The sequence below is a fragment of the Paenibacillus sp. FW104-T2 genome, from assembly GCF_058789975.1.
The window spans coordinates 64,216-87,005 of record NZ_JBYTCE010000023.1 but is presented as its reverse complement, the minus strand read 5'-3'; the positions used below and the strand labels follow the sequence as shown (position 1 = coordinate 87,005).

At 48.7% G+C, this 22,790-nt stretch carries 18 protein-coding genes and 1 other annotated feature; of the genes, 7 read left to right on the top strand and 11 right to left on the bottom strand.

The window, feature by feature from the left end; translation table 11 throughout:
• Position 1: 1 nt before the first annotated feature.
• Positions 2 to 796, bottom strand: a complete 795-nt coding sequence (locus AC3WQ3_RS24075; protein ID WP_336784273.1) for an ABC transporter permease — start codon at positions 794 to 796, stop codon at positions 2 to 4.
• Positions 797 to 1,843, bottom strand: a complete 1,047-nt coding sequence (locus AC3WQ3_RS24070) for an ABC transporter ATP-binding protein (protein WP_492473861.1) — start codon at positions 1,841 to 1,843, stop codon at positions 797 to 799. It abuts the gene before it with no gap.
• Positions 1,844 to 2,056: 213 nt separating this feature from the next.
• On the opposite strand from AC3WQ3_RS24070, the gene AC3WQ3_RS24065 reads away from it, so the two are divergent.
• The gene (locus AC3WQ3_RS24065) at positions 2,057 to 3,100 is read left to right on the top strand and encodes an LCP family protein (protein WP_127540692.1); all 1,044 of its coding nucleotides are present in this window, start codon (positions 2,057 to 2,059) and stop codon (positions 3,098 to 3,100) included.
• Between the two features lie 96 nt (positions 3,101 to 3,196).
• Complete coding sequence (locus AC3WQ3_RS24060) at positions 3,197 to 4,516, top strand: glutamate-1-semialdehyde 2,1-aminomutase (protein ID WP_492473860.1); 1,320 nt, start codon at positions 3,197 to 3,199, stop codon at positions 4,514 to 4,516.
• Positions 4,517 to 4,609: 93 nt separating this feature from the next.
• Here the strand turns inward: AC3WQ3_RS24060 and AC3WQ3_RS24055 are convergent, their stop codons facing one another.
• Positions 4,610 to 5,980, bottom strand: a complete 1,371-nt coding sequence (locus AC3WQ3_RS24055) for an aminotransferase-like domain-containing protein (RefSeq protein WP_336784275.1) — start codon at positions 5,978 to 5,980, stop codon at positions 4,610 to 4,612.
• Between the two features lie 168 nt (positions 5,981 to 6,148).
• Here AC3WQ3_RS24055 and AC3WQ3_RS24050 point away from each other — a divergent pair, with 168 nt between their 5' ends.
• The 5 genes from AC3WQ3_RS24050 (at position 6,149) to AC3WQ3_RS24030 (ending at position 12,430) form a co-directional block, all read left to right on the top strand.
• Positions 6,149 to 7,084 (top strand): DMT family transporter, encoded by a 936-nt coding sequence (locus AC3WQ3_RS24050; protein ID WP_492473859.1) that lies wholly within the window; start codon positions 6,149 to 6,151, stop codon positions 7,082 to 7,084.
• Positions 7,085 to 7,111: 27 nt separating this feature from the next.
• Positions 7,112 to 7,439, top strand: a binding site (T-box leader).
• 157 nt (positions 7,440 to 7,596) lie between these two features.
• The gene (gene trpS, locus AC3WQ3_RS24045; protein ID WP_492473858.1) at positions 7,597 to 8,592 is read left to right on the top strand and encodes a tryptophan--tRNA ligase; all 996 of its coding nucleotides are present in this window, start codon (positions 7,597 to 7,599) and stop codon (positions 8,590 to 8,592) included.
• Between the two features lie 127 nt (positions 8,593 to 8,719).
• Positions 8,720 to 9,826: a GerAB/ArcD/ProY family transporter gene (locus tag AC3WQ3_RS24040; protein WP_492473857.1), complete on the top strand. Its 1,107-nt coding sequence runs from the start codon at positions 8,720 to 8,722 to the stop codon at positions 9,824 to 9,826.
• Positions 9,807 to 11,276, top strand: a complete 1,470-nt coding sequence (locus AC3WQ3_RS24035; protein WP_492473856.1) for a spore germination protein — start codon at positions 9,807 to 9,809, stop codon at positions 11,274 to 11,276. The genes AC3WQ3_RS24040 and AC3WQ3_RS24035 overlap by 20 nt, the downstream gene beginning before the upstream one ends.
• Positions 11,273 to 12,430: a Ger(x)C family spore germination protein gene (locus tag AC3WQ3_RS24030; RefSeq protein WP_492473855.1), complete on the top strand. Its 1,158-nt coding sequence runs from the start codon at positions 11,273 to 11,275 to the stop codon at positions 12,428 to 12,430. Before AC3WQ3_RS24035 ends, AC3WQ3_RS24030 begins: the two co-directional genes overlap by 4 nt.
• 65 nt (positions 12,431 to 12,495) lie before the next feature.
• Here AC3WQ3_RS24030 and AC3WQ3_RS24025 read toward each other — a convergent pair whose 3' ends face one another.
• The 8 genes from AC3WQ3_RS24025 to AC3WQ3_RS23990 all read right to left on the bottom strand — a co-directional run bounded on the left by AC3WQ3_RS24025 (position 12,496) and on the right by AC3WQ3_RS23990 (position 22,609).
• Positions 12,496 to 12,912 carry a sensory rhodopsin transducer gene (locus tag AC3WQ3_RS24025; RefSeq protein WP_492473854.1) on the bottom strand — a complete coding sequence of 139 codons (417 nt, stop codon included), beginning with the start codon at positions 12,910 to 12,912 and terminating at the stop codon, positions 12,496 to 12,498.
• 176 nt (positions 12,913 to 13,088) lie between these two features.
• Entirely contained in the window at positions 13,089 to 14,255 is a 1,167-nt protein-coding gene (locus AC3WQ3_RS24020; RefSeq protein ID WP_492473872.1) for a rhamnogalacturonan acetylesterase, read from the bottom strand.
• 119 nt (positions 14,256 to 14,374) lie between these two features.
• Entirely contained in the window at positions 14,375 to 15,214 is an 840-nt protein-coding gene (locus AC3WQ3_RS24015; protein WP_127540712.1) for a carbohydrate ABC transporter permease, read from the bottom strand.
• 2 nt (positions 15,215 to 15,216) lie between these two features.
• Positions 15,217 to 16,119 (bottom strand): carbohydrate ABC transporter permease, encoded by a 903-nt coding sequence (locus AC3WQ3_RS24010; protein WP_260503776.1) that lies wholly within the window; start codon positions 16,117 to 16,119, stop codon positions 15,217 to 15,219.
• Between the two features lie 137 nt (positions 16,120 to 16,256).
• Positions 16,257 to 17,540, bottom strand: coding sequence for an ABC transporter substrate-binding protein (locus tag AC3WQ3_RS24005; RefSeq protein ID WP_492473853.1), 1,284 nt, complete (start codon positions 17,538 to 17,540; stop codon positions 16,257 to 16,259).
• Between the two features lie 222 nt (positions 17,541 to 17,762).
• A complete protein-coding gene (locus tag AC3WQ3_RS24000) occupies positions 17,763 to 19,316 on the bottom strand; it encodes a response regulator transcription factor (RefSeq protein ID WP_492473852.1) in 1,554 nt (517 codons plus the stop codon).
• Entirely contained in the window at positions 19,291 to 21,078 is a 1,788-nt protein-coding gene (locus tag AC3WQ3_RS23995; RefSeq protein ID WP_127540716.1) for a sensor histidine kinase, read from the bottom strand. Before AC3WQ3_RS23995 ends, AC3WQ3_RS24000 begins: the two co-directional genes overlap by 26 nt.
• 208 nt (positions 21,079 to 21,286) lie before the next feature.
• Positions 21,287 to 22,609 carry a stalk domain-containing protein gene (locus AC3WQ3_RS23990; RefSeq protein ID WP_492473851.1) on the bottom strand — a complete coding sequence of 441 codons (1,323 nt, stop codon included), beginning with the start codon at positions 22,607 to 22,609 and terminating at the stop codon, positions 21,287 to 21,289.
• Between the last annotated feature and the right edge of the window lie 181 nt (positions 22,610 to 22,790).

The window sequence follows — 22,790 nt, the reverse complement described above, 5'->3', positions numbered from 1 at the left end:
GTTAACCCCCTTGCACGAACAGACGCTTGCGCGCCTGACGCCAGATCAGCATCATTGGGACGAGCAGGATGATAAACCAGAGCACCTGAATGCCGAGTACACTCCAAATGCCGGTGCCTTCCACTCTTCCCGTGAATACGGAACCTGGCAGATACGTGATGGCCTGAAAAGGCAATACCTTCATGATCGCGGACATCCAGCCCGGATAGAGGCTGATCGGGATGATCAGTCCGGAGAACAAGTCGACCACGACCCGTTTCATGCGCATCATGCCTTCATTGTTCTCTACAAAAAACGCAGCCAGTCCCGTAATGACATTAATCTGGGAGTTAATGAGGAAACTGAAGAACAGCATGACCAGAAATCCGATCCACGCTGAAGGCGCAGTAGGCAGTTCAACCGGGAACAGCAGGATCGCGATGAGCATGCCTGGGATCATCAGCAGCAGGAAACGGAAAACGCCCTCACCGAGACCCTGCATCATTTTCACCATAACGTAATTGATCGGCCTTATAAATTGAATCGCAATGGATCCATCACGGATATCTGCGGCAATTTCACGGTCCAGGTTGTTAAAATAAAACGCACGCGCCATCCAGGATACTGCCACATACGTGGTCATCTGGGCTGCCGTAAATCCACCCAGTTCTCCACTTCCGCCATAAATGGCTTGCCATGTAAAGTAATACACGCCAATATTCAGCGTATATATCAAAATGCCGGAATAATAATTCACCCGGTAAGCAAGCATCGTTAGAAACCGGATTCGCATAAAATCAAAAAATGCACTATTCATCTAGGATACACCCGCCGCTTCTTTCCCTGCTCCCACAATCTCGGGACGCTCGGCAGAACCGGATTGGTAGATACTCCGTACAATCTCATCGGTATTAATCTCAATAATCTGAATATCCGTAATATCAGCCTGTCCCACCACTCGGCCAAGGACATCGGACACATTGAGTTCCAGCGGAATCCAGACTGATGCGGACAACTCGTTCTCTACCGTCCAGCGTACGGGCATGGCGGTAGTCCATTCCTGCATATGGGCTATTGTGTGACCCGTGCCGAACTTGAAGCGAATTTCCCGTTCCTTGCCCCATTGGGATTTCAAGTGATCCAGACCGCCATCATAGATGATATTCCCGGCATCAAGCATGATCACTCTTGAACACAGTGCTTCGATATCCTGCAGATCGTGTGTCGTCAGCAAAATGGTTGTTCCATGTTCCTTATTCATGTCTTTCAGGAATTCACGGATCTCCGACTTGACGACAATGTCCAGACCAATGGTTGGCTCATCCAGAAAAACAATATCGGGATTGTGAAGCAATGCGGCCACCAGTTCGCAGCGCATCCGCTGCCCGAGACTGAGCTTGCGCACCGGACGATTCAGCAGATCCTGCAGCTGCAGCCGCTCAACCAGTTCATCCAGCCGTTTGCGGAAATCGGATTCGTCCACACGGTATACCTTGCGCAGCAGATGGAAGGATTCAATGACACCAATGTCCCACCATAGCTGGCTCCGCTGACCAAATACGACACCAATATTCTGTACAAATTTCTCCCGTTCCTGATACGGAACATATCCACCAACCGATATCTGCCCTGAAGTAGGCACCAAAATGCCGGTCAACATCTTGATCGTTGTTGATTTACCGGCACCGTTCTCTCCAATATATCCGCAGATTTCACCCTGTGGAATCTGAAACGAAATATCGTTCACCGCCAATACTTCCTGGTATTCGCGTTTAAACAGATCTTGAAATGCGCCCTTCAGTCCACCCCGACTTTTCTGGACGCTAAACGACTTGCGCAAATCTTTGACATCAATCGCCAGCATGATTATACCTCACTTGGATTTTGTTGAAATTGCTTGTAGCCCAAAAAGAAATTATAATGGTATCAGTCAAAATTCAGCAAGCTTTTAAAATAGCTGAAGCTGCGTCCTCTGACTGCTGTTTGGGAAGAGACGTGCACGGAAGGCTTCAGGCTATGTTACTACGGAAACTGAACTCGTTTTTTTATTTCATCTCAAATACAAAGGAGAGCTAGCATGACCAGAAAGACGAAGAGAACCATATGGATTTCTCTTGCCGCCTTTGTTCTGATCGTTGGAGGCGCAGCGGCATTTTATTTCGGTTCTATTCTCAATCAGTTGAATGGCTTGCAGAAGGAAGGCGACGAATCTCCGTTCGCCAGTATTGAAAATGTCGAAAAAGTGAATACACCGGACCCTCCAAAATGGGAAGGCACTGAAACAGTAAATATATTGGTTATGGGTGTTGATGCCCGTGGCCTCAAAGAAGGGGAAATTCCCCGTTCGGACAGCATGATGGTTGTATCGCTCGATCCACTCACCAAAAAAATCAACTTGTTCTCCATTCTACGAGACACTTACGTCGATATAGACGGATTTGGCAAGGAGCGGATTAACACCGCTATCACCCACGGACCAAATGCAGCAATGCAAGCGGCTGGCGACCTGCTGGGGATCCCTGTCCAATATTATGTGTATACCGATTTCCAAGGATTCATCAAATTGGTGGATGCCGTGGGCGGTGTGGACTTTGACGTAGAGAAGGACATGCATTATACAAGCAAAGCAGACAATAACGAGTACGACATTGATCTCAAGAAAGGCTATCAGCATCTCGATGGTGAAACAGCGCTTATGTACGTTCGTTTCCGTCATGATGCGATGTCCGACTTCGCTCGTTCCGAGCGTCAACGTGAATTCCTGAAAGCCGTAGCGGCGAAAATGCAATCCACGACAACCATTGCCAAGCTTCCTACCATTCTGGAACAGGTGAGCCCTTATGTGGATACAAACCTGACACTCTCGGATATGTGGAAGCTCGGGGGTCTTGGATATCAGAGCAGCATGAACGGCAGCGAACAAATTCCACCGATGAACATGCTGAAGGAAGAGCGGACCGCAGGTGGAGCACAAGTCCTGACGGTAACCAATGAAGAGAAATTGAAGCAGCATATTCAGGATATTATTCATCCGCCCGCTGAACCGGAAGACAGTACGACTGGAACCGAAGATAAAACAGCAAGCGGTGAAGACCAACAGTCGGAGCAACCGGCTCAGTAATGTAAACACGCAGAGGGCAGCCATTATGCTGCCCTCTCGCTGTGTTGTGTTAAAAAAAATTTGCAACAAAATTCATAGCCGAAAGGAAATAAACCCATGAACTCATCTCGTCCCCAATCCGAAATCTTATATAAAGAGGCACTTGAACATATTGTAGGCGGCGTAAACAGTCCTTCCCGCTCATTCAAAGCCGTTGGCGGAGGCGCACCCGTTTTTATGAAAAAGGCGCAAGGCGCACACTTCTGGGATGTTGACGACAACCGCTACATCGATTATCTGGCAGCGTATGGCCCCATTGTAACCGGACACGCTCATCCTCATATTACCCAAGCCATTAGTGAAGCAGCAGCAAATGGTGTGTTGTACGGTACACCAACCGAGCTTGAAATCAAGCTTGCCAAAATGCTGAAGGAAGCCATTCCCTCCATGGATAAGGTACGTTTTGTCAACTCCGGTACCGAGGCAGTGATGACTACCATCCGCGTTGCCCGCGCCTACACCAAACGAAATAAAATCGTAAAATTTGCCGGATGTTACCATGGTCACTCCGACCTGGTGCTGGTTGCTGCAGGCTCCGGCCCTTCCACCCTCGGGATTCCGGATAGTGCAGGAATTCCAACCAGCATCGCACATGAAGTGATCACGGTTCCTTATAATGATCTGGATGGCCTGAAAGATGCCCTGGAGCGCTGGGGGGATGATGTTGCAGCAGTAATGGTGGAGCCCATTGTCGGCAACTTCGGCATGGTTATGCCAGAGCCAGGCTTCCTGGAAGGTCTGTGTGCCATGACACGTGCCAACGGATCGCTTGTGATTTATGACGAAGTCATTACGGCTTTCCGTTTTCACTACGGTTCTACGCAAACGTATGCCGGGCTTGCCAATCATGCCGAGATTGAACCCGATCTGACTGCACTCGGCAAAATTATCGGTGGTGGATTGCCAATCGGAGCTTATGGCGGACGCAAGCATGTCATGGAGCAGGTTGCTCCACTCGGACCTGCCTACCAGGCCGGAACAATGGCCGGCAATCCTGCTTCCATCTCTGCGGGTATCGCTTGTCTGGAAGTACTGCAGGGCGAAGGCGTATATGAAGAAATGGAACGACTGGCCATTGATCTGACATCGGGTCTGCAGGCGTCTGCCGATCGTCATGGCATCGCACTGACGATCAACCGGATTCGTGGCGCTTTCTCCACACACTTCTGTGATCACCCGGTAACAAATTATGATCAAGCTCAAGATACAGACGGTGAACGGTTCGCCTCCTTCTTCCGGCATATGCTGAACCGCGGTATCAACCTGGCTCCATCGAAGTATGAAGCCTGGTTCCTGACTACAGCTCATACAGATGAGGACGTGCAGGCAACACTGGAAGCAGCTGAAGCCTCCTTCAAGGCGATGGCTCTGGAGTAGTCCTAAGATTTCAGTGAACCAGATAAAGGCGTGCAATCAGGCTGAATATTCAGCTTGGCTGCACGCCTTTTGTATTTTCGGGTCGCTTAAAAGTCATTTCACGTTTCCGCTTTGCAGCTTCACGATCTCTTCACGAATGATCCGCATGCCTTCCTCAATCCGCTGCTTCGGCACATTGGATATATTCAGCCTCAGCATTTTATCCTGCTGCGTTCCCTCAAGGTAGTAACGCTCGGTTGTACCTGCTATTACTCCCCGTTCTTCCAGCCTTGATAACAACACGCCAAGCGGCATATTGCTGGCCAATGGCAGCACGGTATGCTCCCCACCTGTTCGCGGAGCATTGGCAAAGGGACTAAACTCCGGATCGGCAGCAAGCTGCTCATGAACCTTCTGCATCCGGGCTGCATAACGACTGCGAATGACTTTCCCGTGATGTGCAAACATGCCATTGCGAATATAGACCTCCAGCGCAGCCTGAGACAGCACCGAGGTGTCGATATCCAGCATTTTTTTGTGTCCCCCAAACGAAGGAGCAAGAGCTGCGGGAAGGACCGCTACACCAATGCGCAGGCCGGGAAACAGAATTTTGGAGTAGCTTTTCAAATAGATGACCCTGCCTACCGTATCATAAGAAAATAGCGGGTCCTGTTTTGTATTTTCCTCCAGATCGGCTAAATAATCGTCCTCCACCAAGTACACGTCATATCGTTCTGCCAGCTTGATTAATCTCTTCTTCTCGGCTAAGGTCATGGATGTCCCCAGCGGATTGTGAAAGCGTGGCATGACGTAAAAGAATTTAATATCGCCTTCACCAAATTGCCGTTCCAGCGACTCCCAATCAAGACCTTCCAGCGTACGTCTTACTCCGGTAACAGGTACATTCAGGCCTTCCAGCAGGGATGGCATAAGATGATAGCTTGGTAGCTCAACCAGAACCCGTCTCTTGCCATTCGGAAAAGCCATCAGGGCCAGCACAGCGAGCGCCTGCTGCACGCCGGATGTAATAAAGAACTGTTCCGGAGGGGCAAACACCTGATAGTCGGCAAATTGCTTTTGCAGCAGGTTGATCAATGAAGGCAGCCCCCGCTCCGTACCGTACAGAAATAGCTCCGCCTGGTTGTTCTCCATGGCCTGATCTACACAATGACGAAAATCGGAATACGGAAATACCCGGGGGTCCGGAGCAGCAGAGGCAAAATCCAGTGGCCCTTTCCAATCGACATCTTCTACTCCTACTCCATTCTGTACAGCGTAATAACCCGATTGAGGAACTGCATATACCAGATGTCGCTGCTCAAGCCACTGATAGGCACGAATAGCCGTGCTTACACTGCATTGATATTGTTCAGCCAGCACACGCACTGCGGGAAGTTTAATTCCCTTGTCAATCGATTGCTGACGCCCCCGCTGCTTCTGTATCCAACGCTGCAGCGACTCCGCAATTATTTCATATTTTTTCATATAGATGATTTTCCTTTCCACATAGCTGTACCGGTACAATCTATTCTTTTCATCATTGTACCACGACTGAACTGACAGTATATTGAATGAAGCAAAGACCTTACAGCACGTGATAACAAGGGGGTTGCCTAGTCCAACCGAGATAATCAAGCTATATGGAGGAACAATATGAATACGACGCGTACCCGGGCTTATGCCTATACCGCAGCCGTAATGTATGCGGCTATCATTGGTTTATCTTTTCTATTTGTCAAAATGACCGTCAATGTGGCACACCCGATCGATGTGCTTGCACATCGATTCGCCATATCTCTTCTCGTAGTCAGCATCCCGGTCGTCCTGGGATGGATTAAAATTCGGCTCACCCTGGAGGATCTGTGGCGGATCATACCGCTAGGCCTGCTTTCTCCGGTTTTATTTTTTGCCTTTCAGGCATTTGGGCTGGTATCCTCCAATTCATCGGAGGCCGGAATCATTCAGGCCATGGCCCCTGTCTTTACCCTTATTCTGGCTTCAGTATTCTTGAAAGAACGGACATCTGTGCTGCAAAAGCTATTCCTGCTTCTTTCTGTTGCCGGAGTGGTCTTCATCTTCCTGATGAAAGGCAGCGGAATGACTTCAGGTAATTTCAAGGGAATTGCCCTGCTGCTGCTCTCTACAATTTGTTTTGCAGGGTATGGCGTGCTTGCCAGACCGCTCACCCAGAAGTATAAGCCGATGGAATTAACATGGGTTACCCTGCTCGTCGGTTGTCTTGTTTTTAACGTCTCCGCCGTCATCCGTCATTTATCCAGCGGTACGATAAGCGATTATGTAAAACCTCTCGGGGATGCATCTTATCTAGGGGCGCTGGCCTACCTGGCCATCCTCTCCACCATGATTTCGACGCTGCTGTCCAGCTATGCGTTAACCCATCTGGAAGCTTCGAAGATGAGTGTATTCAGCAACTTCTCTACCTTGATTTCCATCGCGGGTGGAGCCTGGATCTTGCATGAACCCGTCAGTGGATACCATTTTGTCGGAGCCATCCTGATTATCGCAGGTGTGCTCGGAACCAATATGAGTGGCAGAAAAAACAGGCTGGTCCGTGAAGTCAAAGCATGATACAATGTGAAAAATTGTAAACGGACGTTATCAACGATGATGAAGAGAAGTACATACGGCAGCGTGCTCCAGAGAGCCGGCGGATGGTGGAAGCCGGTGCACGGGTCGTATGGAAATGGGCTTCGGAGTTCCGAGCTGAACACGGCCTGTATCCTGTAATCGGGGTGCAGGACGGTAAGTAGGTAAGGCGGCATGTTCAGCCGTTATCCAAGGACAGGATATCGATCAATAGATATGCTGGTTCAGGTCTGGTTTTTCAATCAGCCTGACCATAAATCTTGATCCGTATCTCTAAGCGGGCCGCAACCAGCGGCCAATTAAGGTGGCACCGCGAAGCATAAGCTTCGTCCTTCTGTTCTGTTCCCTCACGGGAATCAGGATGAAGGACGAGGCTTTTTTTTGATATCTGCATACTGTAACAGGCTGAAAGGGGGTGATGGTCGTGGAAGACGGCTGGTGGCGTCAGCAGATTAGGATGCTCGAACAATTACAAAATCAAAGGAGAATGAACTATGAATATGTACAAGGATGTTATTTTAACTGGAGACCGGACCACAGGGCAGCTTCATCTCGGCCATTACGTGGGCAGCCTGCGCAGCCGGGTGCAATTGCAAAATGAGTACAAAACCTATATTTTGCTGGCAGATGTGCAGGCCTTAACCACCCACTATGATCAGCCAGGATTGATTGCAGACAGTGTTTATCAAGTGACTCTCGATTATCTCGCTGTAGGTATTGATCCTAACCAAGCCACGCTGTTCATCCAATCCATGATTCCGGAAATTGCAGAATTAACGGTGATCTTCTCCATGTTTGTCACCGTAAACACGCTTCGGCACAACCCCACCATCAAAACGGAAGCACGTGATCGCGGATATACGGATCTATACTACGGTTTCTTGGGCTATCCGGTCAGTCAGGCCGCTGATATTGCATTCTGTAAAGCGACGCTCGTTCCAGCAGGCGAGGACCAGATTCCACATGTCGAGACTGCACGCAAACTGGTCCGCAGATTTAATGAGCTCTACGCTCCGGTCCTGCCTGAACCACGAATCCTAACCGGGGAGCGGCTCGGCGGGCTCGATGGGATCGGCAAAATGAGCAAGAGTATGGGCAACGCTATCTCCTTAAATGCGAGTCCGGAAGACGTACATGCCAAACTAACCAAGGCCAAGACTGATCCTGCGCGCATCCATCGTACCGACCCAGGCCATCCCGATATCTGCCCGGTATTTGCATACCATCAGTTATTCCTGAAAGAGCACGCTGAAGAGATTCATGCCAACTGCAGCCAGGGTTCCATTGGATGCAGAGATTGCAAGCAGTTTGCAGGTGCTGCGATTAATGAACTGCTTGCCCCTTTTCGAGAACGGCGGAACCATTATGAGCAACGAGGGGACGAGGTCAAAGAAATTCTGGTTGAGGGCACCCGCCAAGCCCGCAAAGTCGCACGGGAAACGATGCTCGAAATACGGGAGGCCATGGGTATCCGTTACTTTGATTTGTAAGCATAACGATGAAGTTAGATATCAGGATGAGATAAAACATCATGAACTACAGGCCCGCCTGTATGAAGAGAACCAATCACGTTAACACTGCTGAGGACAGTCTATCGCGAAAAGGGGACCCCTCAGCATGAAACCTAGACAGCCTTCTTTTTTGCAAGCCATGATGTTAATTATGTTATCTGTCGGCCTAATCAGCCACGTCCTGATCATTCCAGCCTTATTGAGCGCAGCTAAAAGGGATTCCTGGATTTCGGTCCTGTTATCCGCAGGACCCTATCTTGTATTTGCGCTCATGCTTGCCTACGTTTCTCGTTTTCTTCAGCATCAAACGCTGCATGATTGGCTGACTTCCCATCTGGGCAAGCCCCTCGGCTTGTTATTTCGGGTGGGAAATAGCCTCTTTTTCCTGTCTGTTATTTACTTTACCCTGCATGATACCACCACGTGGGCCAAAACCAATTACCTGACAGAGACACCGATACTAGTTACTAGCATTGCCCTGATGTCCCTAAGTGCTTATGCAGCCTATAAAGGGATGCGATCTCTGGCGTTTACAGCTGGATTAATTCTGCCACTTGTTGTGATACTTGGATTCTATGTCGCCATCGTAAATACCCAATACAAGGATTACAGCCGTCTGCTTCCCGTACTCGAACAGGGCTGGCAGCCCGTTTTCCATGGCATGATGTACAGTCTTTCAGGCATGTTTGAGCTGCTCTTTATCTGGTACATCCAGCCCCATTTGGCTAAACGAATCCGTATATGGCAGTATCTTATGCTCGCATTTATCATTCTTGGGCTGACACTTGGCCCGCTCATTGGGGCTATTGTGGAATTCAATCCTTTTGAAGCTGCCAAAATGCGTTATCCCGCTTTTGAGGAATGGCGAATTGCCTCCTTGGGCAAATACATTGCACAGACGGATTTCTTTTCCATCTATCAGTGGCTTGCCGGTTCATTCACCCGAATCAGTCTCGCCATGTATATTGTGGTAGAAATTTGGAATATTAAAAGCGCCTCCAGAAGGTTAATCAGCATGGTTACAATCGCTGTTTTGTTTATTCTTTCCATGCTGTACCGTCTGGATGATATGACATTCGAGAAAATGCTTGTTGACTATGTATTTCCATTCAATCTCATCTATCTAAGCGGATTAGCCATTATTGCCACCACCGTTGGATTCGTCAGTTCACGCCATCAGAGGAGGAAACATCATGGAGCACCCAGCGATTGACATCACGTCCCATGAAACACTGCTTGCCTCTTTGAAAAAACAATTCGATCCCTGTGCGGATGTCGTTATTCAGACTTTTCCTGCCAAAAATGAAACCGATAAGTCGGTCATTATGCTATATTGTGACGGCTTGACCGATGGCAAACAAATTAACCAGTTCATTATTCCCCGGCTGGAACAGCATTCTCTGATTATTGAAGAAGCACATCCCAAAGAATTGGGATTAACACTGAATCCGATCGAAGATCTTACTGATGCAGAGAATATAAACCTTCTGGTTTTCAGTGGACAATTACTACTTATTTTCGGAGACGGTGAACAATCCTGCAGTCTGGATATTGCGAGTATACCTGGGAGAAACCCTGAGGAATCCGCTATTGAGTCATCGGTCAAAGGGCCTCGTGATGGATTCACCGAAGAATTAAGCGTAAATATTGCACTCATTCGCAAACGAATGAAAACCTCTTCCATGTGTTACGAAAAATATGTAAAGGGCGGCCGAACCCAGACCTCTATTGGCCTCTTGTATGTGAGAGACATTATTAATCCCGAAATTCTGAAGGAAGCTCGCAAAAACCTGGACGAGATTGAAATCGATGGCCTTCTTGGTACTTCCGTTATGGAACGGTCCATCATGGGAGGCATCCGCAGCATTTTCCCTCTCACTGATAACACAGAGCGACCCGATTATGTCGTAGACTCACTCTTAAATGGTCGTTTTGCTGTTCTGATTGAGGGTTCACCAGTGGCCATCATTGCCCCAACAACCCTGTTTAATCAGTTGAAATCACCGGAAGACGAAAGTACGCCATTTTTTATTGTGACTTTTGAACGGATTTTGAGGATCTCGGGACTGCTAATCGCCTGCTTTTTTCCAGCCTTCTATATCGGTTTAACCAGCTTTAATGTGGAGCAGATCCCTTTACCGCTTCTGGCAACCATTGCTGGAACACGAATGGGCTTGCCCTTGCCAGTGACACTGGAGGCATTTCTGATGATCTTTATGTTCGAGCTATTCAACGAAGCAGGCCGTAGACTGCCGCGAGCACTGGGCCAGACTGTCAGCGTGGTAGGTGGACTCATCATTGGTGATGCAGCTATTCGTGCCGGAATTACTTCCCCGACCATCATTGTATCCGTGGCTATCTCGGTCATTTCCAGCTACATTTTGGTGAATACGGTACTCAGTGGAGCTACAGCCCAGGTTCGTATCGGAATGCTGGTCATGTCGTCCCTCCTTGGATTGTTCGGTTTCATGATTGGACTATTTGCTCTACTGGTACATCTCGTTTCCTTGGAATGTTATGGCGTATCCTATCTGTCCCCCGTATCTCCCTATATTCCCGGTGACTTCACCCAATCCGTATCCATGCGTCCTTCCTTGAAAAGGACCAAACGCCCGGCAGCACTCCATACTCAGGACTCTACCCGGCGGAGGAAAGGTTCGTGAACAGATGGATCTCCCTGGGGGGCTTGCTTATAAGCTGCATGGTCCTGCTGACGGGTTGCTGGGATTCCAAAGAGGTCCAGAGCATCAACTTTATCACGGGAATCGGGATAGATTACGAGGATAATAAATATATCGCTTATGCCCAACTGATCGATTTCTCAGGTATTGCCAAGCAAGAGGGCCCAACTTCACGGCAAGAAAGCGATATCTGGATTGGGCGAGGCGAAGGCACAACGTTAAATATGGCTATTAATGACCTCTACCAAACTTCACAGCAACAAACCTTATGGACCCATGTAAAAGCAATCGTTTTATCCAAAAACGCCCTGAACGGAAGGCTGGAAGATATTTTTAATACACTGCTGCATTCCGGTGAGCTAAGATATACACCTTGGATTTACGGTACAGAACAGAGCATATCCGATGTTCTTGCTCCCGCTGCCCTGCTAAACCAATCGACCCAGACCATTGAGCTATTTGAACCGATTAAGCTGTATAAGCAGTACTCTTCCTTCGAACCGATCCGTCTTCATCAGCTTCTTGATGGGTTTCGTGAGCCCGCTTCGGTCATCCTGTTACCATCAATAACGAACAGGAACCAAACCTGGTTTAATGGAGATGATAATCCTCCTCTAATTAAAACGGATGGATTTTTTGTCATTTCAAACGGCGTCAATCAAGGTAAAGTGGCCGGTGAGGAAGCCAATGGTACCCGATTCGTTAATTATGATCACGTCCACCAGTATCCATTGTACGTTTACAAGAATGGAGGTAAGACTCCTGCTCTCTCTCTTAGGCTCCATGACCCGCATACCAAAATTTCAGCAAGAAAGGAAGGAAGCGGGATCACCTTCGACCTCGTTACTTCGGCAAAAGCCATCATCGTTGAAGAACATGATCCTCACCAGTCTCCCCAAGCGATGGAGGAAGCAGCCGGGAAACAGATTGAGTCCGAAATTCGTGATACGTTCGAAAAAACCAAATCACGCCAGATCGATTCCTACGGTCTAGTGGAACATCTGTATCGTCATGATCTCGCTCTATGGAAAGAGCAGGTTCAAAACCGGGCAGATCCGATCAAACGATTCAAACTTGGAAAAGTGAAAGTCCATGTGAAAATCATCAATGCCAGCACATACAAATACACGGAGTAATATGTACAAAAACGACCAGCCACCTGCAGCAGTTGCAAGGTGGCTGGTCGTCTTGGCATGAAAATTTAAGTCAGTGGAAATGCCATGACACTCATCAATGCCAGTTCGGGCTGTGTGGTATCCAAACGACTGTATTGAATGATAACAGGTACATTACTGGAAACGGTGATGGCATACGGAACACCTGAAGGAATAGACTGCTCTCCGGCATGAAGTGATGCCGTACGGATATGACTGGTTCTTCTTCCCGGCACGCTCGCTTCAATATTCTCGAGCGGCTCTCTGTCTTCGAAGAAGATCGTTATATCGAGTTTCGCTTCCTCCAGACCGGTATTCAGAACACAAATGCTCTCATGACTCTCCAGCGAGCCCCGACTATCTGGCGGTATGTATCCGTCTGGAATAACCCAATAGGTGTGGCCTGTCGGCACTGCTGCCTCACGCTTTGCCAAACGGGCTGCTTCAGTATGCTCTCTTGTCATACGTGATCCTCCTCTATGAATTATGATGTTTAACTGCCTAGAGCTGCGCAGCTGACACTTAACAGATATATCGTCGCTCAAACGCTGAATGCTCCGGCATCCTTCCCATCTTCTCTTTCAGGCAGAGATAACTGTTCGGACGCAGACGCTTCGGTGCAGAGTCTCTTACTCTCAAGCTACCTCAAATACATTTGCAGCGGCTGCAGCCTTAGCTCACGGATAGCTTCCCCTACCTGTGCGGCAAGGCGCCGTCCGCCGCGTTCCTGAAAGTGCGTGTTATCCTCCACGCCTGCCGGGAAGTTCAAATACTCACCCGGAAGCACCCACATGAAATCTTCCTTGGTGCCTTCGATCCCCGCCCGCTCAAACAGAATACGGCTGCGCTCAGCGAGGTCAATCACCGGAACATCTTCCTCTTGCGCCAGCTCTCTTACGGCGACAATGTAATCACCGTGTGTATCGGTCAGCGTGCCATCGTCCGTGAAATAACGCCGGTGAACGGGCGTCACTAGTACCGGTCGAGCACCGGCCCCGCGGGCTGCATCGATATACTTTTTCAAATATTCCTTATAGGTTGTGAATGGATCCGTCCCCCGCTCCGGGTCCGGCTTCTCATCATTATGTCCGAATTGGATAAACAAGAAGTCCTCCGGCTTGATATGCTTCATTATCGCATCCAATCGGCCTTCATCGATGAAGCTGCGCGAGCTTCGTCCCGACTGTGCGTGATTATCAACGGCAACATCGTGCTTGAATTGGGCTGGCAGCAGCTGTCCCCAGCCACAGTATGGGTACCCGCTCTCCGGCTGATCCGTCACCGTGGAATCTCCCGCCAAGAATACGGTCATCGTCTGATTGGCAAGCGTAATCTCCAAAGCGTTGATCCGCGGGGCCGGACCGGAGAAGGAAAGACGAAGCCTTCCGCCTCTGACCACAACCGAAAATCTGACCTCGGCACATTGTCCCGGCAGAGTACGAATTGTTGGCACCATCAATCTGCCTTCACCAGCCTTGACTCTGGTGACCGTTTCAGCCAGTTCATCTCCGGCAATGAGCAGTACCTGATAAGTGCCGTCCGGGACATCAACGATAAACGATGCCTTGAGTGGAATACAGAAGCTTGAACGCAATCGGGCAGACACATTGGCCTGCCCCAAGTACTCCTGATTTTGCTGTACACTATCCCGATCTTCTGTCTCACCATAGCGCTGTTTCTCATAAACAAGGGAATCCGGCTCAAAACCGTAACCGATCATATTCCCGTAGATGCTGCCGGCTGACACTTTCTGGTACCCTTCAACCCCCTCACCCGGGCCGAAGTCGAATTTCCAATGCGTAATAATCTCTTCCTTGTGGGCCGCTGCCTCCGTGGCAACGGCTTGATTACCCAGAGCCTTATCCAATAGGAACAACCTCCCTGTTCAGCATTTTGGATGAAGTGTTAATCCAGTGAAAGAAGTTATCATCCTTTCAGTCCGCTCGTGCTCATGCCCTGTACAATTTGTTTCTGGAAAATGAAGAATACGGCTACAACCGGAATCAGACTGACGATGGACATGGCGAACATCGCTCCCCAGTTGGAGGCAGATTCGCTATCCAGGAACATTTTGAGCGCCATGGATACCGTATATTTATCCGGTGAGTTCAGATATAGTACCGGCCCCAGAAGATCCTCCCATCTCCAGTAGAAGGAGAAGATTGCGGCAGTCGCGAGCGAGGACTTAATCAGCGGCATGATAATCTGAATGTACAATCTGAACTTGTTACATCCATCAATGGTTGCCGCTTCATCCAGCTCTTTCGGAATCGTACGAATGAACTGTACCATCAGGAAAATGAAGAACGGCATTCCGAAGAATGTAGGTACAACAATGGGGAGAATCGTATTCAACCAGCCCAGCTTCGTAAAGATAATGTATTGCGGAACCAACACCACGTCATGTGGCAGCATCAGAGTCAACATCATCAGGGAGAACCAGAAGCTGCGGCCCCTGAAGTTCAGTCTGGCAAAACCGAAGGCGATAAGCGACGAGGATAATACCGCACCGATGGTAGAAATGACTACGATAACGAGTGAATTGGTGATGTAGTCCATAAACGGTCTTCCGCCCGCGCCTTTCCAGCCATCGACATAGTTGCTCCAGATCCATTCGGTAGGGAAAAGGGACTCCGCAGTAACGAAGATGGTGCGGCTCTCCTTGAATGAACTGAACAACATCCAAAGCACCGGATAAAGCATCAGGAGGGCTAACGCTGCAACGAACAGGTGATAAATCGGCCACTTTACATTTTTCCAAACCATCGTTACTTCCCTCCTTCAGATTCATAGAACACCCAGAACTTGGATGTCAGGAACACGGCTACAGTGAGGATACCGATCATGATAAGCATAATCCAGGCCATTGCTGAAGCATAACCCATATTGTTAAACATAAAGGCCTGACGGAACAGATACAGCGAGTAGAGCATTGTACCGTCCATTGGACCACCCTCTCCTTTGGAGATGATGTATGCAGGCACAAAGGTCATGAAGGCACCGATGGTTTGCATGATCAGGTTGAACAGGATGATTGGACTAAGCAGCGGCAAGGTGATGCTAAAGAACTTGCGTATCGGATTAGCGCCATCCACCCCTGCTGCCTCATACATCTCAGGAGAGATATTTTTAAGGCCTGCCAGAAAGATCAACATGGAGGAACCGAACTGCCAGACGGACAGCGAGATCAACATGACCAGGGACGCATCGGGATCACCGAACCAGCTGATTGGCCCGATTCCGATAGCGGTTAGTGCACTGTTGATAACCCCTTCATTACTAAAAAGGTTACGCCACATGATCGACACCGCCACACTACCACCAATAATGGATGGGAGATAATACAACGTACGGTACGTTCCGACCATACGGGAACCGGTATTCAGGATCATGGCAACGAAGAGTGCGAAGACCAGTCTCAGAGGAACACCAATGAATACATACAGGAATGTTACCTTAACCGAGTTCCAATACTTCGGGTCTTCAAAAAACATTTTGGTGTAGTTGTCCATCCCAATCCACCGGGGAGAAGTGAACAGGTTATAACTTGTGAACGACATATATAAGGACACAAACATCGGGATCAGCGTAAAGCCCAGAAATCCGATAATAAACGGACTAATAAATGCGTACCCGGTCAGGTTTCTGCGCAACGACGAATACTGCCTCAACGGAATGAACCTCCTTTATTGATCTGCCTGCTTCCGACAAACAGGGATGCACAATTGGACGGGGAAAGGCCCCCGCGGTTAGCGAGCAGCCCCAGTCCCGTCATCCCGGGTGGGATGAGCAAGCAATCATTCAACTGTTATTTATTGTTGGCCAGAACCGCTTCGGCGTTTTTACGGAATGTCTCCGCAGCCTGTTCCGGTGTAATTCTGCCAAAATTCAATTCCTCAACAGCATCTGCCAGAGACGCAATGACTTCAGGTGAACCCACTGGTGGTGGCGGGCTCATTGGTGATGCTTTTGGCTCCATGGCTGCTACAAAGTCAAATACCTGCTTCGTTGGCTCACTCAGTTCAGGTGCAATGGCATCCTTGATTGCGCCGGAGATCGGCACACCGCGCTCACCCTTGATCAGCTTGTTGGCTTCCACGTCGTTCACCCAGAAATCAATGAATTTCGCGGCTTCTTCCTTCACTTTCGAGTTCGAAGTGACTGCCCAGTACATACTTGGCTGCATGTAGAGACCCTTCTCCATGTCCGGTCCAGGCATTGGAGCAAACTCCAGTGGACGGTTAGCAACTTGCTGTACGGCTACGAACTGGTTGGACCATTGCCAGATTCCGATCCCTTTGCCTTTGACCAGATCGGATTCCTCAATAATCCCCTTCGTCTGGTTAGCGATATCCGGTGAAGGTGCCGCTCCTTGTTCGATCATGCGACGCATCAATCCGAAAAACGCGACAAACAGTTTATCATCGTCATATCCAAGTCCTGTACCTTCAGCATTGTAAAGTGACAAGCCTTTGGTCCGCAGGAAATAGTGGAAGAAAATATCCGGAGCTACCCCGCCATCCAAGTACAGTCCTTTTTCTGCGGTTTGTTTACCCAGTGCTTCGTATGACTCCCAAGTTAGATTTTCCGGGAATGTATCTACTCCTGCCTTTTTGAGCAGTTCCGGGTCATAATGGAAACCGAGTACGTTAACCCCGGCAGGTACACCATACTGCTTGCCGTTGATTACGCCAGTACTGATGACGTTTTCGGAAACATCATCCACCTTGATCTGATTACCGAGGTAAGGAGCCAGATCTTCCAGCTGACCATTTTGTGCATATTGGCTGATGTAGGAAATATCCATCTGTACAATGTCTGGCAGCTGATTCGCTGCTGCTTGTGGAGCGAGCTTCTTCCAGTAGTCATCAAAGGAGGCGTACTCGACGTCAATCTTGACGTTCGGATTTTTCTCTTTGTACAAGTCAATGACCTTCTGCGTGTATTCATGACGTGTATCCGAGCCCCACCACGCGATACGCAGCGTCACCGAGCCATCCGCGGATGTTCCTCCCGAATCTCCATCTGAGCTGCACGCCGCCGTAAATACCAGCAGCATTGCCATCATCAGGAATATTGCCTTTTTCACCATGCCAATCTCCCCTTTTTGTGTGGATATGGTTTTGTGAACGGGTTATCCTTACCTTTCTGATAACGCTTTCACAAACTTGATATTGTCATTTTCGCAAATGTACGACCAGAGTTGAATACACAAATCCGTCTTGTTGGTTCAAAAAACAGAGGAGGACAACATTCACCCTTCACGGTGTTGTTTGTCCCCCTCATACAACGTCCAAGGAGCTGCAATTCATTGTTATATGCCGGATCTTCTGTATTCGGTTGGTGTCATGCCGGTCCACTTTTTGAACACCTGACTGAAATATTGCGAATTACCTCCGAAGCCGAACAGTTCCGCAAGCTCGAATACCTTTACATCCCCGCCTCGGCGAATGTGCTCACATGCACGCTCAATACGCAGACGATTCACATAGTTGGAGAAGTTTTCTCCTGTTACTTTTTTGAAAATTTTCCCCAGGTAATCCGGATTCATATACAGCATTTGATGGGCAACACCATTCAGTGAAAGATCAGCCTCACCGTAGTGTTTATCTACAATATCCATCATCTTCTCCACGGCGGAAGACTGACGGCTTATATGATTTTTATAGTAGCCTGATGTCAGATTGGCTGTGCTGTTGGCGATAAAAGACTTCAGTCCGGACAAAGTATCCATGTGAGGAAGCTCTGCCATCCGCTGCGTAAACTCCGTGGCCTCTTCAGGCGGACAGACATGAATCATGGCCGAATAGAGCTGAACAACATAAGATCGGGTGACCTCAATATCAAGCTGCTGTCCGGCTAAGCGCTCAAACAGGCGATCAACTTCGGCACTGGCTTCCTCGCTATTACCCGACTTAATCAGTTGGCACAATTGTTCGGCATCCTGCTCGGCATGAACGCCTTCACATTCCCCGGCAATAGCTACATCATTCTTCGTGATCAACTTACCTTCTCCGATGAAAAAGCGATGGTTCAGACATTGCAGCGCCTCACGATACAGACGCCGTGACTGGACCATGTGGTCCGCTTCGCTAAGTGCAGCCGTCACTTGTAACTTATAGAGCCTGGTAAAAGCCGATCTCACTTCCTCAATTCTCTCCCTTAAGTCAGCGTAATCAGCCGAATCTTCAAGCAGAATCAGCAGCTTGCCTTCAATGGTTGTGCTTAATAAGACATACGGCAGCAGATCGCTGGCAATGTTCTTGATGGCAAACAAATGACTGTAGTCATGTTCGTCCGAGATATGGAACAATAACAAGCGAACTTGACTTGCTTCAAGTTTCAGATTGAACAGCTCCTGATAATACTCCAGATCGACCGGACCATATGTCCGATTGGTCATGAATTCGAGCAAAAATTGTTCTTTTACATGGGGAAGCACCCTCTGCAGCCGCTGCTTCATCTCCCCAGCCACATGCTCTTTTACCTGTGCATCCTGATGCTCTTGAAGCAGTTCCGACAGGGCATCATGAATCTGATTTTCATTGCAGGGCTTCAGCAAGTAATGCTTCACGCCATATTGCATGGCCCGTCGGGCATATTCAAACTCTTTGTACCCGGACAGCATGATAAACCGAAGCCCAGGGTAGGCTTCAGAAGCCTTTTCTATAAGTCCCAGTCCATCCAAACCCGGCATGGATATATCGGTAATAATAATATCAGGTCTGGAATGCCCGATTTTGTCCAATGCCTCAATCCCATTCCTGGCGGTGTCCACCAATTCAGTACCGGCTGCCGCCCAATCCACCACTTGGGAGATCCCCTCCAAAATCACACGTTCGTCATCTACGAGCATCACTTTGTACATCGTCATCGTCCTCTCTGATCCAAGGTATTCTGATCGATACTACGGTCCCGGCACCGGGATTGCTGCTCATGACCATACTGCCCTCCTCACCGAAGGTCAGTCTGATCCGTTCCTGGATGTTGGATAAACCTATGCCTTGCCCTCTTGTCTGAATGCGCCCTTCCTGCAATTGCTCCAAAAACTCCGGGGTCATGCCCGGTCCGTCATCCTCTACTTCAATGATAATCTTGTCATCTTCCGCTCTGGCTCGAATCCGAATTTTACACGGATGTATACTTGGTTCAAGCGCATAGTGAATGGCATTCTCCACCAAAGGCTGTAACGTTAGCTTCGGAAGACGTGCACTCCCCACCTCAGGAGCGATATCCATATCAAAATCAAGCCTTTCCTCAAATCGCGTGCGCTGAATGGTCACATAACTGCGGACGATATCCAGCTCCCTTTCCAGCGTGATCCACTTCTCGGACATATTCACTGAACTGCGCAGCAGGAAGCCGAGTGCTTCGACCATTTCGGAAATTTGCCGCTGCTTCTGCACTTTGGCCAGCCAGTTAATGGACTCCAGCGTGTTATAGAGAAAATGCGGATTGATCTGTGCTTGAAGCGCTTTCAACTCTGTCTCCCGAATGACCAGCTGCTTCGCATAATTCTCGTCAATCAGTTCCCGGATGCGCTGCAGCATCATTTTGAACGTACGATGAAGCAGCCCAACTTCATTTTGGGAAGATACCGGAACATTGCCCAGGGCAGCCTCCTCCAGCTTATCCAGATCACCCTTTTCAATGTTGCGCATCTTCTTGATCAACTGGGCAATCGGCTGTGTAATGCTGCGGGATAGCTTGGCTCCAAATACAAGTGCCACCAGCAAAATCATAAAGAAAATGACAGTAACCAACTGTTTGACAAACTGTATCTGCTTAAACATCTGGTCAAACGGTGTCATATAAAGGTACACCCAATCCGTATAGGATGAATGCGCACGGGCGACGAAGTTCCTTCCCTGTTCAAACATCGCAATCCCGTAAGGCTGGGTACGCTTCAATTCCGATTCCAACTCGGAATCGGTCACTGACGATTGGGTGGGATAGATGACTTCACGCCCATCGGTAATCAGCAGCTGTGAGTCCTCTGCGGGATGCTGCATCTGGTCCTGAACAATACGATCCAGCCGTACACGGATAATCAGTGTTCCCAGCTTCTCCAATGTGAAGGCTCCACCAGTGAAGGACTTGACCTGCCGCACGGATATGAGCCTCGCTTGCTGGTCTCCGCTTGTATACCATGCATTGGATCCTGAATATTGCTGTCCGAGTGCAATCAGTTCCGTCTGCATGGACTCCGATATTCCCTCACGGTTTCCCGCAGCCATAACGTTATGATCATTATCGATAAATATCATGGAATAGATGTACTTCTCTGATCCTGCATATGCGACAAGTCGGTTGGTTATCTTTTTGAGCAGCCCATTTTTCTCGTATCCGGATTCTGCCTTATCCAACTGCAGAAGATACTGCTGGAGCGCCTCGTCCGACATGACCTTGAAGGAAAGATTGGCGATTTCGCGCAGCTGATTCTCGATGCCCACGGAAGACATATTCAGTACCTGGGACGACTTCTCATAGATTTGGCGATCATAGATTCTGAATACGTATCCTAGGACAGAAACATAAAACGTGAAGCTGATCAGCATCAAAAATCCGATGAGAAGAATGGTTTTGTGATGGATCGGCAGCGATGTGAAAGCGTTTTTAATTTTTCTCATCCAAAGCGCTCCTTTGGCCCCGCGAAGGGTGCAGGCAGGTGTGAGAGTCTCGTTCTACTGTAAGTTATTTTCATATTTACACATCCATGGGCAGATGACAAGTCATATTTATGCAACATATAGCGTCCTATTCAAAGGCACTGAGAAAAGAAGCCGGATTGATCATCAGATCAACCCGGCTTCTCGAATAGAATAACTTCACATTGGTTTACGGATTAACGAATACCGTCTTCAACTTGGCAACATATTGCACATCAAAGCCAAGACCTTCGGCTACCATGGCCAGTGGCACATACGTTTTGGACTCCTTGCCCACCTTGTTCAGGAACGCAGGTGTATCTACGGCAACAGATGCACCATTCACCTGAACCGCACTTGCACCAATCTTCACAGCTACCTTACGGTCTCCGTATGTAATGGTTGCTGTGGAGGTTTTATTGTCCCAAACCGTGGTAGCCCCTACAGCGTTTACGATATCCTGAATCGCAACAAAATTTTTCCCATTGCGAATGATGGGTTTATAGGGCGTATTCAACGTTTTGCCGCTAACGATGATGTTCATCGGTTCACCAGCTGCAGGCGCGGTCAGTTTCGTATATTCGCCCCAGATCGTTTCTGCAAAGACCTTGGCGATCGCTTCGTATCCAAACTGATTCGGGTGAAAATCACGATCCTTGATCATATGTGTCATGGTTCCCTCACCGCCAACAAACTCCTTGGCTACATGTGCCACTTTTACATCCATCCCCTGTGCGGTGACTTGGGATGCAATGCCGTCAATGGTTGCCGTAAAACCTTTGGATGCTTCCATGAGCTTGGCATACAATGCTTTACCCGCTACTTCAGGCATAGGCTGGTACTGGTCGGCAATGACAATTTTAGCGTCGGGATTAATGACATGAATTGTATTGATTACCTCGCTAACATTCGCGGTATACGCTGCCAGCAGCGCCTTCACCTTAGCTTCCAATTCCGAGTCACTAAGGGTATTGGCTGTACCCAGCAGTTCGGATACATCATTGCCTCCAATGGTAATCGCGATGAGATTGGCTCCTGCTACGCTTTCGCGGATTGCAGCTATGTTGGCTCCCATCTGCCCCGCTCTTGGATCTGGCAAACTCGGCTGAATGGCTTCAGAGGTCAATGTTTTGCCTTCATTTATTGCAGACATAAAGTTCTTCAATCCAATACTCTTCAAGCCGGCTATACCATAGTTATCCACCTGAATACGACCATGGAGCAGCCCTTGCTCCTGCAAGCGCTCTACATAACCATAAGGCAGGCCCTTAGCATTCGGCTCATACCCTACCGTAATAGAATCTCCCAAAGTAACGATTCTGAACTCCTTCGTTACAGCTGCAGCATCCTTCTTCACATTGGCGGCTGCGGTTGTTGTGCCGGCAGGTAATGTGCTGGTGCTTGTATCCGCTGCATGTGCCGGTAATGCCGTTGATGCAAGCAGCATCATTCCAGCCAGCATGCATGCTGTCAATGCAGCCGACGTGTTATTCCATGTACGTGTACGCTTCATTCGTGGGAACACTCCTTTTTCTCACATCTATAAGATAATAACTTGAACTTTATAACACAGATTCTTCTCCGGTGGGAGAAGTTCACCCTATTTCTATTCTAGCATTAAAAAGTATAGATGTCGTATGAACATCAGCCTGCTCACAAAACAACAGACTCCCCTCTGCGGGAAGTCTGTTAAC

Excerpts from the sequence above, each read along its gene's own strand:
- AC3WQ3_RS24075 (WP_336784273.1), bottom strand. The coding sequence starts at position 796 with ATGAATAGTGCATTTTTTGATTTTATGCGAATCCGGTTTCTAACGATG.
- AC3WQ3_RS24070 (WP_492473861.1), bottom strand. The coding sequence starts at position 1,843 with ATGCTGGCGATTGATGTCAAAGATTTGCGCAAGTCGTTTAGCGTCCAG.
- AC3WQ3_RS24065 (WP_127540692.1), top strand. The coding sequence starts at position 2,057 with ATGACCAGAAAGACGAAGAGAACCATATGGATTTCTCTTGCCGCCTTT.
- AC3WQ3_RS24060 (WP_492473860.1), top strand. The coding sequence starts at position 3,197 with ATGAACTCATCTCGTCCCCAATCCGAAATCTTATATAAAGAGGCACTT.
- AC3WQ3_RS24055 (WP_336784275.1), bottom strand. The coding sequence starts at position 5,980 with ATGAAAAAATATGAAATAATTGCGGAGTCGCTGCAGCGTTGGATACAG.
- AC3WQ3_RS24050 (WP_492473859.1), top strand. The coding sequence starts at position 6,149 with ATGAATACGACGCGTACCCGGGCTTATGCCTATACCGCAGCCGTAATG.
- trpS (WP_492473858.1), top strand. The coding sequence starts at position 7,597 with ATGAATATGTACAAGGATGTTATTTTAACTGGAGACCGGACCACAGGG.
- AC3WQ3_RS24040 (WP_492473857.1), top strand. The coding sequence starts at position 8,720 with ATGAAACCTAGACAGCCTTCTTTTTTGCAAGCCATGATGTTAATTATG.
- AC3WQ3_RS24035 (WP_492473856.1), top strand. The coding sequence starts at position 9,807 with ATGGAGCACCCAGCGATTGACATCACGTCCCATGAAACACTGCTTGCC.
- AC3WQ3_RS24025 (WP_492473854.1), bottom strand. The coding sequence starts at position 12,912 with ATGACAAGAGAGCATACTGAAGCAGCCCGTTTGGCAAAGCGTGAGGCA.
- AC3WQ3_RS24015 (WP_127540712.1), bottom strand. The coding sequence starts at position 15,214 with ATGGTTTGGAAAAATGTAAAGTGGCCGATTTATCACCTGTTCGTTGCA.
- AC3WQ3_RS24005 (WP_492473853.1), bottom strand. The coding sequence starts at position 17,540 with ATGGTGAAAAAGGCAATATTCCTGATGATGGCAATGCTGCTGGTATTT.
- AC3WQ3_RS24000 (WP_492473852.1), bottom strand. The coding sequence starts at position 19,316 with ATGTACAAAGTGATGCTCGTAGATGACGAACGTGTGATTTTGGAGGGG.
- AC3WQ3_RS23995 (WP_127540716.1), bottom strand. The coding sequence starts at position 21,078 with ATGAGAAAAATTAAAAACGCTTTCACATCGCTGCCGATCCATCACAAA.
- AC3WQ3_RS23990 (WP_492473851.1), bottom strand. The coding sequence starts at position 22,609 with ATGAAGCGTACACGTACATGGAATAACACGTCGGCTGCATTGACAGCA.